Below are 13,756 nucleotides of genomic sequence, written 5' to 3' on the forward strand. Positions count from 1 at the left end.
AGGAGACCTCGCATGCTCTACGCCTACCCCAACACCCCCGGCGCCAAGGTTGAGTACAAGCCGCAGTACGACAACTTCATCGGCGGCCAGTGGAAGGCCCCGCTGAGCGGCCAGTACTTCGACGTGATCACCCCGATCACCGGCAAGCCCTACACCAAGGTGGCCCGCTCCAATGCCGCCGACGTGGACCTGGCCCTGGACGCGGCCCATGCCGCCGCCGAGAAGTGGGGCAAGACCGCCCCGGCCGTGCGCGCCAACATCCTGCTGCAGATCGCCGACCGCATCGATGCCAACCTGGAAAAGCTGGCCTATGCCGAGACGGTGGACAACGGCAAGCCGATGCGCGAGACGCTGAATGCGGACATCCCGCTCTCGGCCGATCACTTCCGCTACTTCGCCGGCTGCCTGCGCGCGCAGGAAGGCTCGATCAGCGAGATCGACGAAACCACGATCGCCTACCACTTCCATGAGCCCCTGGGCGTGGTCGGCCAGATCATTCCCTGGAACTTCCCCATCCTGATGGCAGCGTGGAAGCTGGCCCCGGCCCTGGCCGCCGGCAACTGCGTGGTGCTCAAGCCGGCCGAGTCGACCCCGATCTCCATTCTGGTCCTGGCCGAGCTGATCGCTGACCTGCTGCCGGCCGGCGTGCTGAACATCGTCAACGGCTACGGCCGCGAGGCCGGCCACCCCCTGGCCACCAGCACCCGCATCGCCAAGATCGCCTTCACCGGTTCCACCTCCACCGGCCGACTGATCGGCCAGGCCGCGGCGAACAACCTGATCCCGGCGACGCTGGAGCTGGGCGGCAAGTCACCCAACATCTTCTTCGCGGACGTGGCCGCGGCCGACGACGGCTTCCTGGACAAGGCCATCGAAGGCCTGGTGCTGTTCGCCTTCAACCAGGGCGAGGTCTGCACCTGCCCCTCGCGCGCGATCATTCACGAATCGATCTATGACGAGTTCATGGCCCGCTGCGTGGACCGCATCAAGGCCATCAAGCAGGGCAACCCGCTGGACACCGAGACCATGCTGGGCGCCCAGGCCTCGCAGGAACAGGTCAGCAAGATCAGCTCCTACTTGCAACTGGGCCGCGAGGAAGGTGCCGAGCTGCTGGTCGGCGGCCATCGCAAGATCCTGGGTGGCGAGCTGGAAGGCGGCTACTACATCGAGCCGACCGTCTTCAAGGGCCACAACAAGATGCGCATCTTCCAGGAGGAGATCTTCGGCCCCGTGCTGGCCGTGACCACCTTCAAGACCGAAGCCGAAGCCGTCGAGATCGGCAACGACACGCTCTACGGCCTGGGCGCCGGCGTGTGGAGCCGCAACGGCAATGTCGCCTACCGCATGGGCCGCGCCCTGAAGGCGGGCCGCGTGTGGACCAACTGCTACCACGCCTACCCGGCGCATGCGGCCTTCGGCGGCTACAAGCAGTCGGGCATCGGCCGCGAGACCCACAAGATGATGCTGGACCACTACCAGCAGACCAAGAACCTGCTGGTCAGCACCAGCGAGAGCAAGCTCGGCTTCTTCTGATCGTCCCGACGATCGGCAGTGAACCGGTGAGGGGACGGGGGCCTGTGCGCCCCCGTCCGGCCAAGACAGGAGGAGAACATCATGGTCGACAAGGTGATTGCCACCGAGGCAACGATTCAACTGATCGAAGTGCTTAAGCACAAGTACGGCCCGAACCTGATCTTTCATCAGTCGGGCGGCTGCTGCGACAACAGCGCGGCCAATTGCTACATCGAGGGCGAGGTCATGATCGGCGCGGCCGATGTGAAGCTCGGCGAGATCGGCGGGCTGCCCTTCTACATCGGCGCCCAGCAGTACGAATACTGGAAGCACACCCAGCTCATCATCGACGTGGTCGAGGGCGGCCACGGCGGCACCTTCTCGCTCGAAGGGCCGGAGGGCAAGGCCTTCCTGACCCGCTCGCGACTCTTCACCGACAACGAGACCATGGCCCTGAGCCTGGCCGGCCGCCTGTGAGCGGGCGCCGCCCCGGACGGGGCGGCTACCATCCGGCCGGCGTCGCCCCGATGGCGAAACAGGCAGACGCAGCGGACTTGAGTCATTGAGCACCCGGCACGGAAACGGCCGGCGTGAATCCCGTCAAATTCGGCGAACCCCCTGCCCGGCCCCGGCCGTTGCGAGGCAACGCCGAGCCAAGCCCCTGCGGCCCGGCCGGAGGCGGAAGGTGTAGAGAGCGGACGGCGGGCACCTGCACCGGCTTGGCGGCCGGCATGGTGAAGGCGCGCTCCAGACCCCGAACCGCAGCCCCAGCTGCGGGCGGCGAAAGCCGTGGGGGTATGAAAATCCGCCGGACCTTGACCGGTCCATCCCGGTTCGAACCCGGGTCGGGGCACCATCCCTGCGGCTTGCGGCGCCGTCGCGGGCACGCCGCATGCGGCCATGCACCGGCCGCGCGCGCGGGCCCCGCAAGCGCTGTGGCCGTTGCAGCCGCCCGCCGGCTTGATCGGCGCTTGATCGCCCGGGCACGGGGGATGCACCCTGTCGCGCATGCCGTCCGCCCCCTGTCCCCCGTGAACCTGCCCCTGCCCCCCTCGCTGCTCGAAGCGCCCGCGACGCGGCCGCGGTTGCCGGACGAGCTGGCCAGCGCCCTGGCCCGCGGCGGCCCGGCCATGCCCATGGCCGCCCTGCACCGCAGCGGGCCGCTGCACTGGTGGGACCAGGCCTTCGGCGGCTGCTGGCTGCTGAGCCGCCATGCCGAGGTGGAGGCCGCGCTGCGCGATCCCCGCCTGTCGGTGGCGCGGGTGGCCGGCTGGGGCGAGCTGGCCCGGCAGGCCGGGCTGGCGCAGCCGTCCGCAGACGCCAGCCCGCGCTTCCAGCGCCTGCTGGCGCGCGCCCTGCTCTTCGTCGACGACCCCGACCACCAGCGCCTGCGCCCGCTGATGCAGGCCGGCTTCCACCCTGCCGCCCTGCAGGCGCTGCGGCCGGCCATCGAGGCCCGGCTCGACCGGCTGCTTTCCGCCCTACCGGCCAAGGGCCCCTTCGACGCCATCGCCGCCCTGGCCCGGCCGCTGCCCGCCGGCGTGATCGGCAGCATGCTGGGCGTGCCCGAGGCCGAACTGGCGCGCTTTGCCGCCGGGGCCGGCGACCTGGCCGACCTGCTCGCCACCCTGGATCCCCAGCCGGCGCTGCTGCGCCGCGCGCAGCGGCGGCTGCTGATCCTGGCCGGCCTGTTCGAGCCCCTGATCGCGGCCCGTCGCGCCGCGCAGCATGCGCCGGCGCAGCCGCCGCACGACCTGATCGACCGCCTGCTGGCCGCCGAAGCCGCCGGCCTGCTGCCCCATGCCGACGAGCTGCTGGCCCAGGCCGTGATGCTGCTCTTTGCAGGCCACGAGACCACCCGCCACCTGCTCGGCAGCCTGTTGCAGACGGTGCTGGCCACGCCCGGCCTCTGGGCCCGCCTGCGGGCCGAGCCCGAGGCCGTGCCGCGCGTGGTGCGCGAGGTGCTGCGCCTGCACAGCCCCGTGCAGTACACGGTGCGGCGCGTCGCGCAGGGCCATGAGCGGGCAGGCCAGTGGATGGCGCGCGGGCAGTTGCTGGTGCTGATGATCGGCGCGGCCAACCGCGATCCGGACCGCCATGCCGATCCGGACCGCTTCGACCCGGACCGTGCCGCGCCCGGCGCCCTGGCCTTCGGCAGCGGGCCGCATGTCTGCCTGGGGGCGGCGCTGACGCTGCTGGAAGCCGAGCTGCTGCTGCGCGAGCTGCTGCGCCGCTGGCCCCGGCTGGCCCTGGCCGAGGCGCAGGCCGACTGGCTGCCCAGCCCGCTCTACCGCGGACTGGGCCGCCTGCTGCTGAACCGGGACTGAGCAAGCGCGCGGAGCACAGCCCCGCGCAAAGCCCCGTGCGTCGGCCGGGCTCATGCCTTGAGGCACAGTGCGCCGCTGATTAAGGAGAGCGCATGAAGCATCTGCCCGAGGGCTACCGCGCGCTGGTGCTGGGGGCCAGCGGGACGCTGGGCTCGGCCCTGAAAGCTGCGCTGGAAGCCGACCCGCGCTGTGCCACGGTCACCGGCCTGAGCCGTCGCGGCACACCGCCCCTCGTGCTGGAAGACGAAGCCACGCTGCGCGCCGCCGCCGAGGCGATGCGGGAGGCCGGTCCCTATGCCCTGATCCTGGATGCCTGCGGCGCGCTCCGCCTGGACGGCCGCGGGCCCGAGAAGCGGCTCGACGACCTGGACCCGCGCGCACTGGCGCGCAGCTTCGAGGTCAATGCCATCGGCCGGGCGCTGGTGCTCAAGCACTTCATTCCGCTGCTGCCGCGCCAGGGGCGCTGCATCTTCGGCGTGCTGTCGGCCCGCGTCGGCAGCATCAGCGACAACCGCGCCGGCGGCTGGTACGGCTACCGCGCAGCCAAGGCCGCCGGCAACATGCTGCTGCAGACCGCCGCGATCGAATGCACCCGCAGCCGGCCCGAGGCCGTGTTCGCCGCACTGCAACCGGGCACCGTGCCCTCGCCCCTGTCCGCGCCCTTCCTGGCCGGCCATCCCACGGTCTCGGCCGAAGAGGCCGCCCAGGGCCTGCTGGCCGCGCTGGACACCCTGCCCGCGCAGCGCGGCGCAAGCTTCATCGACGCCAAGGGCCAGGCCATTCCGTGGTGAGGTCGCGGCAGCGCCAGCGCGCGCAGTAGCGCCGAAGCTTCGCACCACCGCATGACAGCGGGTCCCTGCATCTGGGGCCAAGAAAAAAGCCTCGCGAACAAAATTCGCGAGGCTTGATCTGGTGGGCGGTGCAGGGTTCGAACCTGCGACCCCTGCCGTGTGAAGGCAGTGCTCTACCGCTGAGCTAACCGCCCGATTGTTCTGGCTTGCGGCTTGATGGCCCGCTTCGCTTGGCCGGTGCTTTTGGGCACCCACCGGCAATCGAGAGGCGAGATTATGCCATGGCGGCAGACCACTTGGACAGGCCGCCACAGGCCTTGTCCAGCTCGGCACGCAGGGCTTCGTGGGCCGCGGCTTCCTCGGCGCTGACGTTGATCGCGATCAGCGGCACACGGCCCAGCTCCAGCGCCGCGGCGGCCAGGGCGGCGGGCTGACCGGCTTCGGCGCTGTCGAGCGCATCGATGACCAGCGAGTCCTGGCCGCGCGTCATGCGCAAGTAGACCTCGGCGAGCAGCTCGGCGTCGAGCAGCGCGCCGTGAAGCTGGCGGCCGCTGTTGTCGACCTCCAGCCGCTTGCACAACGCATCGAGCGAGGCGGACTTGCCGGGCCAGGTCTCGCGCGCCAGCAGCAAGGTGTCGAGCACGCCGTCGACATGCTGCTTCAGCGGCGGTCGGCCGATGCGCTCCAGCTCGGCATCCAGGAAGCCGATGTCGAAGGCGGCGTTGTGGATGATCAGCTCCGCACCGGCAAGGTAGTCGAGCAGGCGCTCGGCGACATCCGGGAAGCGCGGCTTGTCGGCGAGGAACTCGTCGCTGAGGCCGTGGACCTTCAGCGCCTCCGGATGGCTGGAACGATCCGGGTTCAGGTAGAGGTGCAGGTTGCGACCGGTCAGACGGCGATTCAGCAGCTCGACGCAGCCGATCTCGATCACGCGATCGCCGTCGGCAGCAGAAAGGCCGGTGGTTTCGGTGTCGAGGATGATCTGGCGGCTCATCGCGTGAGACTCCGAAGGCTCAGTGGTTTTCCTTGGCGTGGTTGATCGAGTACTTGGGAATCTCGACCACCAGGTCCTGCTGGGCAACGAAGGCCTGGCAGCTCAGGCGCGAATCGGGCTCCAGGCCCCAGGCGCGGTCGAGCAGGTCTTCCTCGTTCTCGTCCATGTCATTGAGGCTGCGGAAGCCTTCGCGGACGATGACGTGGCAGGTGGTGCAGGCGCAGCTCATGTCGCAGGCATGCTCGATGGCGATGCCGTGCTCGAGCAGGGCTTCGCAGATCGAGCTGCCGGGCTCGGCCTGCAGCTCGGTGCCCTGGGGACAGTACTCGGGGTGCGGCAGGATGCGGATGAGGGGCATGGGAATCCTTGGGGGAAGGGGTGCGGCCGGCAGGTTCAGACCTCGTCGACGCGGCGGCCCGCCAGGGCCTGGCGGATGCCGCGGTTCATGCGGCGGGCGGCGAAGTCCTCGGTCGCATCGGCCAGGGCCTTGACGGCTGCGTCGATGGCGGCGGCATCGGCCTCGGCATCCGGCCGGCGAGCCTGGACCTCGGCAGCCTGGATGGCGGCTTCGACGCGGGCGGTCTCGTCCTCGTCGAGCAGGTCGGCATCGGCCGCCAGCGCGGCGCGGGTGGCCAGCACCAGGCGCTCGACCTCGACCCGCGCCTCGCGCAGGGCGCGGTCGCGCATGTCGCCCTCGGCGGTGGCGAAGCCGTCCTGCAGCATCGCGGCGATCTGCTCGTCGGACAGGCCGATGCTGGGCTTGACCGTGATCTGGGCCTCGACGCCCGAGAGCTGCTCGCGTGCGGCCACGCTGAGCAGGCCATCGGCATCGACGGTGAAGGTGACCCGGATGCGCGCCGCACCCGCCACCATGGGCGGGATGCCGCGCAGCTCGAAACGCGCGAGCGAGCGGCAATGCTCGACCTGCTCGCGCTCGCCCTGCACGACATGCAGGGCCAGGGCCGTCTGGCCGTCCTTGAAGGTGGTGAAGTCCTGGGCCTGGGCGATGGGCAGCGTGCTGTTGCGCGGCACGATGCGTTCGACTAGGCCGCCCATGGTCTCCAGCCCCAGCGAGAGCGGGGTCACGTCCAACAGCAGCAGGCCGTTGGCGGTGTTGCCGGCGAGCTGCTGGGCCTGGATGGCGGCGCCCAGGGCGACCACCTCGTCGGGGTTCAGATTGGTCAGCGGGGCGAAGCCGAAGTGGGCCTCGACCGCCTCGCGGACGAGCGGCATGCGGGTGGAGCCGCCGACCAGCACGACGCCCTGCACCTCTTCGCGCGTGACGCCGGCATCGCGCAGCACGCGCTTGACGGCGGCCAGGGTGCGGTCGGTCAGCGCGCGGCTGAGCTGGGCGAAGGTGGCGCGGTCCAGGTTCAAGCGCAGCGGACCGTCGGCGAGCGCTGCGTGCAGCGTGGCTTCGGGCGCGCTGCTGAGCGCTTCCTTGGCGGCACGGGCCGCGACCAGCAGCGTGCGCTTGTCCTGCGGGGTGCTCACACTGCGGCCGGTCTCGGCCAGGGCCCAAGCGGCCAGGGCCTGGTCGTAGTCGTCGCCGCCCAGGGCCGAATCGCCGCCGGTGGCCACGACCTCGAACACGCCCTGCTGCAAGCGCAGCAGCGAGATGTCGAAGGTGCCGCCGCCCAGGTCGTAGACGGCGTAGAGGCCTTCACTGCCGTGCTCCAGGCCGTAGGCGATGGCGGCGGCCGTCGGCTCATTGATCAGGCGCAGCACATTCAGCCCGGCAAGCTGGGCGGCATCCTTGGTGGCCTGGCGCTGGGCGTCGTCGAAATAGGCCGGCACGGTGATGACGGCACCAAACAGCTCATCGGTGTCGAAGCTGTCCTCGGCGCGGAAGCGCAGGGTGGCGAGGATCTCGGCCGAGACCTCGACCGGCGACTTCAGGCCCGCCCGGGTGGCGATGGCCACCATGCCGGGGCCGTCCTCGAAGCGGTAGGGCAGCGTGGCGGCCTCATGCAGGTCGGCCAGGCGACGGCCCATGAAGCGCTTGACGGAGACCAGGGTGTGCTCCGGGTCCTCGGCCTGCGCGGCCAGCGCCTCATGGCCGATCACGCGGCGACCGCCGTCGAGGTAGCGCACGGCCGAGGGCAGCAGCACGCGACCGCTGTCGTCGGGCAGGCATTCCGGCACGCCGGAACGCACGGCGGCAACCAGCGAATGGGTGGTGCCCAGGTCGATGCCCACCGCGATGCGGCGCTGGTGCGGGTCCGGCGACTGGCCGGGTTCGGAGATCTGGAGGAGGGCCATCGGGTGTCGGGAATCAGGGCGTCATTGTCCCAGCGCGTCGAGCCGGGCCTGCACATCGGCGGCAAAGCGCTTGATGAACATGAGGGCACGCACTTCGCGCGCGGCGCCCGCAGCATCGCGAGGCTGACCGTCGAGCAGGGCCTCGACGGCGGCCAGGCGGCGACGCTGCTCGGCTTGCAGTTCGGCGTCGAGCGCCTCGATGGCGGGCAGCGCGTCGCCGGCCTCGTCCAGGGCCTCGCGCCAGGCCATCTGCTGCATCAGGAAATCGGCTGGCATGGCGGTGTTGCGCTCGGCCTCGATGGGCGCGCCGGCCAGCTCGCACAGCAGGGCGGCGCGTTGCAGCGGATCCTTCAGGCGGCGATGGGCCTCGTTGATGCGAACGGCCCACTGCATGGCCACCCGCTGCGCCGCGGCCCCGGCGGCGGCATGGCGGTCGGGATGGGCGGCCGTTTGCAGCTCCTTCCAGCGGCGGTCGATCTCGGCCCGGTCCTGCGCCTGCCGGGCGGGCAGGCCGAAGAGCTGGAAATCGTCGGCATCGAGGGCGGGCAGGCTCATCGTCGGAGGGCGGCGGTGCGACAGGCGCGGGGCGTTCGGGACGGGGAGGAACGACAACGCGGCCCGGGGGCCGCGTCAGGGGGAGATGGGCTCAAGCGCGCCGGGTCGGCCCGGCGGCCGGCACCACGGGCTCAGACCCGGAAGGACTCGCCGCAGCCGCAGCGATCGCGCTCGCGCGGGTTGTGGAACTTGAAGCCTTCGTTCAGGCCTTCGCGGACGAAGTCCAGCTCGGTGCCGTCGAGGTAGGGCAGGCTCTTCGGGTCGATCAGCACCTTCACGCCATGGCCCTCGAAGATCACGTCTTCCGGGGCCACTTCGTCGGCGTACTCCAGCTTGTAGGCCAGGCCCGAGCAGCCGGTGGTCTTCACGCCCAGGCGCACGCCCACGCCCTTGCCGCGGCGGGCCAGGTAGCGGGTCACGTGCCGCGCGGCGGCTTCGGTCAGGGTCACGGCCATAGTCGGATCAAGCCTCGGCCTTGCTGGGGTGGCGGGCCTTGTAGTCGTCCACCGCCGCCTTGATCGCGTCTTCGGCCAGGATCGAGCAGTGGATCTTGACCGGCGGCAGGGCCAGCTCTTCGGCGATGTGGGTGTTCTTGATGCTCAGCGCCTCGTCCAGGCTCTTGCCCTTCACCCACTCGGTGACCAGCGAGCTTGAGGCAATGGCCGAGCCGCAGCCGTAGGTCTTGAACTTGGCATCCTCGATGAGCCCGGTTTCGGGGTTCACACGGATCTGAAGCTTCATCACGTCGCCGCAGGCCGGCGCGCCCACCATGCCGGTGCCGACGTCCTCATCGCCCTTGGCGAAGGAACCGACATTGCGGGGGTTTTCGTAGTGATCGATGACTTTGTCGCTGTAGGCCATGGTGTTGCTCCTGTCATGGTGTTGCGGCTGGGCTGCCCGGACCGGCCGCTCGCAGGCGACCGATCCGGCACACCGTGCTCGGGCGTCCGCAGGGACGCCCCCGCCTCAGTGTGCCGCCCACTGAATGGTGCTCAGATCGACCCCATCCTGATGCATTTCCCAAAGTGGCGAGAGATCGCGCAGCTTGCCCACGTTCTCGCGAATGGTGGCCACGGCGTAGTCGATCTCTTCCTCGGTCGAGAAGCGGCCCAGCGTCATGCGCAGGCTGCTGTGGGCGAGCTCGTCGCTGCGGCCGAGGGCGCGCAGCACATAGCTGGGCTCCAGGCTGGCCGAGGTGCAGGCCGAGCCGGACGAGACCGCCAGGCCCTTGATGCCCATGATCAGCGACTCGCCTTCGACGAAGTTGAAGCTCATGTTCACGTTGTGCGGCACGCGCTGGGTGGCATGGCCGTTCAGGAAGGTCTGATCGATGTCGGCTAGGCCGGTGATCAGGCGCTGCTGCAAGGCGCGGATGCGCGGAAGCTCGGTGGCCATTTCCTCGCGGGCGATGCGGAAGGCCTCGCCCATGCCGACGCACTGGTGCGTGGGCAGGGTGCCGGAGCGCATGCCGCGCTCGTGGCCGCCGCCGTGCATCTGGGCCTCGAGCCGCACGCGCGGCTTGCGGCGCACATAGAGCGCGCCGATGCCCTTGGGGCCGTAGGTCTTGTGCGAGGCCAGGCTCATCAGGTCGACGGGCAGGGTCGCCAGGTCGATCGGCGTCTTGCCGGTGGCCTGGGCCGCGTCGACGTGGAAGACGATGCCGCGCTCCCGGCACAGCGCGCCGATGGCCGGGATGTCCTGGATCACGCCGATCTCGTTGTTCACGAACATGACCGAGATCAGGATGGTGTCCGGCCTGATCGCGTCCTTCAGACGGTTCAGGTCGATCAGGCCGTCTTCCTGCACATCCAGGTAGGTCGCATCGAAGCCCTGGCGCTCCAGCTCGCGCACCGCGTCGAGCACGGCCTTGTGCTCGGTCTTGACGGTGATGATGTGCTTGCCGCGGCCCTTGTAGAACTGCGCTGCGCCCTTGATAGCGAGGTTGTTCGACTCGGTCGCGCCGGAGGTCCAGACGATCTCGCGGGGGTCGGCGCCGATCAGCGCGGCGACCTGCTCGCGGGCCTTCTCGACGGCTTCCTCCGCCTCCCAGCCCCAGGCGTGGCTGCGCGAGGCGGGGTTGCCGAAGTGCTCGCGCAACCAGGGGATCATGGCGTCGACGACGCGCGGATCGCAGGGGTTGGTGGCACCGTAGTCGAGGTAGATCGGGAAGTGCGGGGTCATGTCCATGGCGGGCTCAGCCTCTGGGTCGCGGCGGGCTGGCGAAACAGGAAGGGATGGGGACTCGGCGGACGGCCGGCGGAGCCGCAGGCTCCGACCGGCAGGCGGCCGGACTCACTTGCTGAAGGCGTTGCCGAGCGCGAAGACCGAGTTCGGCGCCGTCACCTTGATCGGCTTGACCACGGGCGCCGAGGAGATCGCCCGCTTGACCGGCGCCTCTTCGATCGAGATGCCCTTGGCCAACTGGTCTTCGACGAGCTTGCGCAGCGAGATCGAATCGAGGTACTCGATCATCTTGGTGTTCAGGCTGGTCCACAGGTCGTGCGTCATGCAGCGGCCGGCGTCCTCGCCCATGCAGTTCTCCTTGCCGCCGCAGCCGGTGGCATCGAGCGCCTCATCCACCGCGACGATGATGTCGGCGACGGTGATGTCCTCGGCCTTGCGGCCCAGCGAGTAGCCGCCGCCCGGACCGCGGGTGGACTCGACGAGCTCATGGCGACGGAGCTTGCCGAAAAGCTGTTCCAGGTAGGACAGCGAGATTTGCTGGCGCGCACTGATGGCGGCCAGGGCGACCGGTCCGCTGTGCTCGCGCAGCGCCAGGTCGATCATGGCGGTCACGGCAAAACGGCCTTTGGTGGTCAGACGCATGGAATCACTCCTTGGCAGAGGCAAGGCCGGCTGGCCGGCAGGTTTCCTCTCCACACCCCCCGTCGGTTATTTCCGACTGAATGACTCGATTATAGGCAGACTCGCCCTTCAGCTGTCCCGGTTCGGGCCGAACACCCCTGATGACGTATCGGCGTCTTGGACAAATCATGGTCCGCACCAGACTCGGCCTGTTTCATTCGGAAAAATGGCTTTTCTATGAAGGTCAAGCGTGCGGACCCGGGGGACCACCCGACCCGGGGTCTTCGCAAGCTTCGCGACAAACCGGCGTCACCCGCGCGGCCCAGCCGGCAGCGGCAGCACGTTGTCGGTGCCGGTCGCGCCGAAGGCTTGTTCCTTGAGCAGCGCGAGCTGGTCGCGCAGGCGGGCCGCCTTCTCGAACTCGAGGTTGCGGGCGTGCTCCAGCATCTGCTTCTCGATCAGCTTGATGCGCTTGCCCAGGTCGCGCTCGTCGATCGAGGCCATGGCCGCGGCGGCCTCGGCCTTCTGGTCGTCCTTGGCCTGGGCGCTGTAGACGCCGTCGATCATCTCGCGCACCTGCTTGCGGATGCCCTGCGGGACGATGCCGTTCAGGGTGTTGTGCGCGATCTGCTTGGCGCGGCGCCGCTCGGTCTCGTCGATGGCCTTGCGCATCGAGTCGGTGATCCGGTCGGCATAGAGGATGGCGCGGCCGTTCACATTGCGCGCCGCGCGGCCGATGGTCTGGATCAGGCTGCGCTCGGCGCGCAGGAAGCCTTCCTTGTCGGCATCGAGGATGGCCACCAGCGAGACCTCCGGAATGTCCAGGCCCTCGCGCAGCAGGTTGATGCCGACCAGCACATCGAAGTGGCCCAGGCGCAGGTCGCGCAGGATCTCGACCCGCTCGACGGTGTCGATGTCGCTGTGCAGGTAGCGCACCTTCACGCCGTTGTCGCTCAGGTAGTCGGTGAGCTGCTCGGCCATGCGCTTGGTCAGCGTGGTGATCAGCACGCGCTCGTTCTTGTCGACGCGGATGCGGATCTCCTGAAGCACATCGTCGACCTGATGGGTGGCGGGCCGCACCTCGACCTGCGGGTCGACGAGGCCGGTCGGCCGCACCACCTGCTCGACCACCTTGCCGGCATGCTCGTTCTCGTAGGCCGCGGGCGTGGCCGAAACGAAGACCGTCTGCCGCATCTTGCGCTCGAACTCGTCGAACTTCAGCGGCCGGTTGTCCATCGCGCTGGGCAGGCGGAAGCCGAAGTCCACCAGCGTCTGCTTGCGCGCGCGGTCGCCGTTGTACATGCCGCCGAACTGGCCGATCAGCACATGCGACTCGTCGAGGAACATCACCGCATCGGCCGGCAGGTAGTCGATCAGCGTCGGCGGCGGTTCGCCCGGCGCGGCGCCGCTCAGGTGACGGCTGTAGTTCTCGATGCCCTTGCAGTGGCCGACCTCCTGAAGCATCTCCAGGTCGAAGCGGGTGCGCTGCTCCAGGCGCTGGGCCTCGACCAGCTTGCCCGACTTGACCAGTTCGTCGAGCCGCAGCCGCAGCTCCTCCTTGATCGCGTCCATCGCCGACAGCACCTTCTCGCGCGGCGTCACGTAATGGCTGGCGGGATAGATCACGAAGCGCGGGATCTTCTGCCGCACCCGGCCGGTCAGCGGGTCGAAGAGCGAGATCGTCTCCAGTTCCTCATCGAAAAGCTCGATGCGGATGGCCAGCTCGGCATGCTCGGACGGGAAGACATCGACCGTGTCGCCACGCACGCGGAAGCTGCCGCGCGAGAAATCGGTGTCATTGCGCTTGTACTGCATGCGCACCAGACGGCCGATCAGGTCGCGCTGGCCGATGCGGTCGCCGACGCGCACGATCAGCCGCATCTCGGTGTAGTCCTCGGGCTTGCCGATGCCGTAGATGGCGCTGACCGAGGCGACGATCACGCAATCGCGTCGCTCCAGCACGCTCTTGGTGGCGCTGAGGCGCATCTGCTCGATGTGCTCGTTGACCGCGCTGTCCTTCTCGATGAACAGGTCGCGCTGCGGCACATAGGCCTCGGGCTGGTAGTAGTCGTAGTAGCTGACGAAGTACTCGACCGCATTCTTCGGAAAGAACTCGCGGAACTCGCTGTAGAGCTGGGCGGCCAGCGTCTTGTTCGGCGCGAAGACGATCGCCGGTCGGCCGGTGCGGGCGATGACATTGGCCATCGTGAAGGTCTTGCCCGAGCCGGTCACGCCCAGCAGGGTCTGGTAGACCTCGCCGTCCTCGATGCCCTCGACCAGGCCGGCGATCGCCTCGGGCTGGTCGCCCGCCGGCGGATAGGGCTGGAAAAGCTGGAAGGGCGAGCCCGGGAAGCTGACGAAGGACCCCTCGGGCGCGGCGGCATCCGGCGCGGCGGCGGTGACAGGCGTGTCGGGCGACACGGCGGAGCGGGGCGGGGGATTCATCGGCGGCAAGGGTCGGGTCAGTGTCGGCCATTAAACTCAGGGTGTTCCCCAGGTCGGCGCCACCC

General features: G+C 69.4%; 13 protein-coding genes and 1 tRNA gene. 4 read left to right on the forward strand and 10 right to left on the reverse strand.

The annotated features are described in order from the left end of the window. Positions 1-12 precede the first annotated feature (12 nt). From exaC to JI742_RS12585, 4 genes are all read left to right on the forward strand, one after another. Positions 13-1,533, forward strand: coding sequence for an acetaldehyde dehydrogenase ExaC (exaC, locus tag JI742_RS12570; RefSeq protein WP_201827374.1), 1,521 nt, complete (start codon positions 13-15; stop codon positions 1,531-1,533). A gap of 81 nt (positions 1,534-1,614) precedes the next feature. Continuing rightward, on the forward strand, positions 1,615-1,989 hold the full coding sequence (locus tag JI742_RS12575; RefSeq protein WP_201827376.1) for a DUF779 domain-containing protein: 375 nt from the start codon (positions 1,615-1,617) through the stop codon (positions 1,987-1,989). Between the two features lie 554 nt (positions 1,990-2,543). Then, positions 2,544-3,839: a cytochrome P450 gene (locus JI742_RS12580; protein ID WP_201827378.1), complete on the forward strand. Its 1,296-nt coding sequence runs from the start codon at positions 2,544-2,546 to the stop codon at positions 3,837-3,839. Between the two features lie 92 nt (positions 3,840-3,931). Beyond that, positions 3,932-4,630: a Rossmann-fold NAD(P)-binding domain-containing protein gene (locus JI742_RS12585; protein WP_201827380.1), complete on the forward strand. Its 699-nt coding sequence runs from the start codon at positions 3,932-3,934 to the stop codon at positions 4,628-4,630. A 119-nt stretch (positions 4,631-4,749) separates the two neighbouring features. Here JI742_RS12585 and JI742_RS12590 read toward each other — a convergent pair. The 10 genes from JI742_RS12590 to uvrB all read right to left on the reverse strand — a co-directional run bounded on the left by JI742_RS12590 (position 4,750) and on the right by uvrB (position 13,691). Further along, positions 4,750-4,824: transfer RNA gene (locus tag JI742_RS12590), tRNA-Val, on the reverse strand. An 80-nt stretch (positions 4,825-4,904) separates the two neighbouring features. Further along, positions 4,905-5,624 (reverse strand): DNA polymerase III subunit epsilon, encoded by a 720-nt coding sequence (gene dnaQ / locus JI742_RS12595; RefSeq protein ID WP_201827382.1) that lies wholly within the window; start codon positions 5,622-5,624, stop codon positions 4,905-4,907. A gap of 19 nt (positions 5,625-5,643) precedes the next feature. After that, complete coding sequence (gene fdx, locus JI742_RS12600) at positions 5,644-5,982, reverse strand: ISC system 2Fe-2S type ferredoxin (protein WP_201827384.1); 339 nt, start codon at positions 5,980-5,982, stop codon at positions 5,644-5,646. Positions 5,983-6,017: 35 nt separating this feature from the next. Continuing rightward, the gene (hscA, locus tag JI742_RS12605; protein WP_201827386.1) at positions 6,018-7,886 is read right to left on the reverse strand and encodes a Fe-S protein assembly chaperone HscA; all 1,869 of its coding nucleotides are present in this window, start codon (positions 7,884-7,886) and stop codon (positions 6,018-6,020) included. 21 nt (positions 7,887-7,907) lie between these two features. Further along, positions 7,908-8,441 carry a Fe-S protein assembly co-chaperone HscB gene (gene hscB / locus JI742_RS12610; protein WP_201827388.1) on the reverse strand — a complete coding sequence of 178 codons (534 nt, stop codon included), beginning with the start codon at positions 8,439-8,441 and terminating at the stop codon, positions 7,908-7,910. A 131-nt stretch (positions 8,442-8,572) separates the two neighbouring features. Continuing rightward, positions 8,573-8,896: an iron-sulfur cluster assembly protein IscA gene (iscA, locus tag JI742_RS12615; protein ID WP_182664201.1), complete on the reverse strand. Its 324-nt coding sequence runs from the start codon at positions 8,894-8,896 to the stop codon at positions 8,573-8,575. 7 nt (positions 8,897-8,903) lie between these two features. Then, the gene (gene iscU / locus JI742_RS12620) at positions 8,904-9,302 is read right to left on the reverse strand and encodes a Fe-S cluster assembly scaffold IscU (RefSeq protein ID WP_201827390.1); all 399 of its coding nucleotides are present in this window, start codon (positions 9,300-9,302) and stop codon (positions 8,904-8,906) included. Between the two features lie 105 nt (positions 9,303-9,407). After that, positions 9,408-10,628 carry an IscS subfamily cysteine desulfurase gene (locus JI742_RS12625; RefSeq protein WP_201827392.1) on the reverse strand — a complete coding sequence of 407 codons (1,221 nt, stop codon included), beginning with the start codon at positions 10,626-10,628 and terminating at the stop codon, positions 9,408-9,410. 105 nt (positions 10,629-10,733) lie between these two features. Further along, positions 10,734-11,267 (reverse strand): Fe-S cluster assembly transcription factor, encoded by a 534-nt coding sequence (locus JI742_RS12630; RefSeq protein ID WP_201827394.1) that lies wholly within the window; start codon positions 11,265-11,267, stop codon positions 10,734-10,736. 288 nt (positions 11,268-11,555) lie between these two features. Then, on the reverse strand, positions 11,556-13,691 hold the full coding sequence (gene uvrB, locus JI742_RS12635; protein WP_201827396.1) for an excinuclease ABC subunit UvrB: 2,136 nt from the start codon (positions 13,689-13,691) through the stop codon (positions 11,556-11,558). Between the last annotated feature and the right edge of the window lie 65 nt (positions 13,692-13,756).

Origin of the sequence: Piscinibacter lacus (assembly GCF_016735685.1) — a bacterium.
Lineage (GTDB): Bacteria > Pseudomonadota > Gammaproteobacteria > Burkholderiales > Burkholderiaceae_C > Aquariibacter > Aquariibacter lacus.

Bases quoted from the DNA above. Each gene is read 5' to 3' on its own strand.
- JI742_RS12585 (WP_201827380.1), top strand. From the start codon at position 3,932: ATGAAGCATCTGCCCGAGGGCTACCGCGCGCTGGTGCTGGGGGCCAGC.
- hscA (WP_201827386.1), bottom strand. From the start codon at position 7,886: ATGGCCCTCCTCCAGATCTCCGAACCCGGCCAGTCGCCGGACCCGCAC.
- dnaQ (WP_201827382.1), bottom strand. From the start codon at position 5,624: ATGAGCCGCCAGATCATCCTCGACACCGAAACCACCGGCCTTTCTGCT.
- hscB (WP_201827388.1), bottom strand. From the start codon at position 8,441: ATGAGCCTGCCCGCCCTCGATGCCGACGATTTCCAGCTCTTCGGCCTG.
- iscA (WP_182664201.1), bottom strand. From the start codon at position 8,896: ATGGCCGTGACCCTGACCGAAGCCGCCGCGCGGCACGTGACCCGCTAC.
- JI742_RS12630 (WP_201827394.1), bottom strand. From the start codon at position 11,267: ATGCGTCTGACCACCAAAGGCCGTTTTGCCGTGACCGCCATGATCGAC.
- fdx (WP_201827384.1), bottom strand. From the start codon at position 5,982: ATGCCCCTCATCCGCATCCTGCCGCACCCCGAGTACTGTCCCCAGGGC.
- uvrB (WP_201827396.1), bottom strand. From the start codon at position 13,691: ATGAATCCCCCGCCCCGCTCCGCCGTGTCGCCCGACACGCCTGTCACC.
- exaC (WP_201827374.1), top strand. From the start codon at position 13: ATGCTCTACGCCTACCCCAACACCCCCGGCGCCAAGGTTGAGTACAAG.
- JI742_RS12575 (WP_201827376.1), top strand. From the start codon at position 1,615: ATGGTCGACAAGGTGATTGCCACCGAGGCAACGATTCAACTGATCGAA.
- iscU (WP_201827390.1), bottom strand. From the start codon at position 9,302: ATGGCCTACAGCGACAAAGTCATCGATCACTACGAAAACCCCCGCAAT.
- JI742_RS12625 (WP_201827392.1), bottom strand. From the start codon at position 10,628: ATGGACATGACCCCGCACTTCCCGATCTACCTCGACTACGGTGCCACC.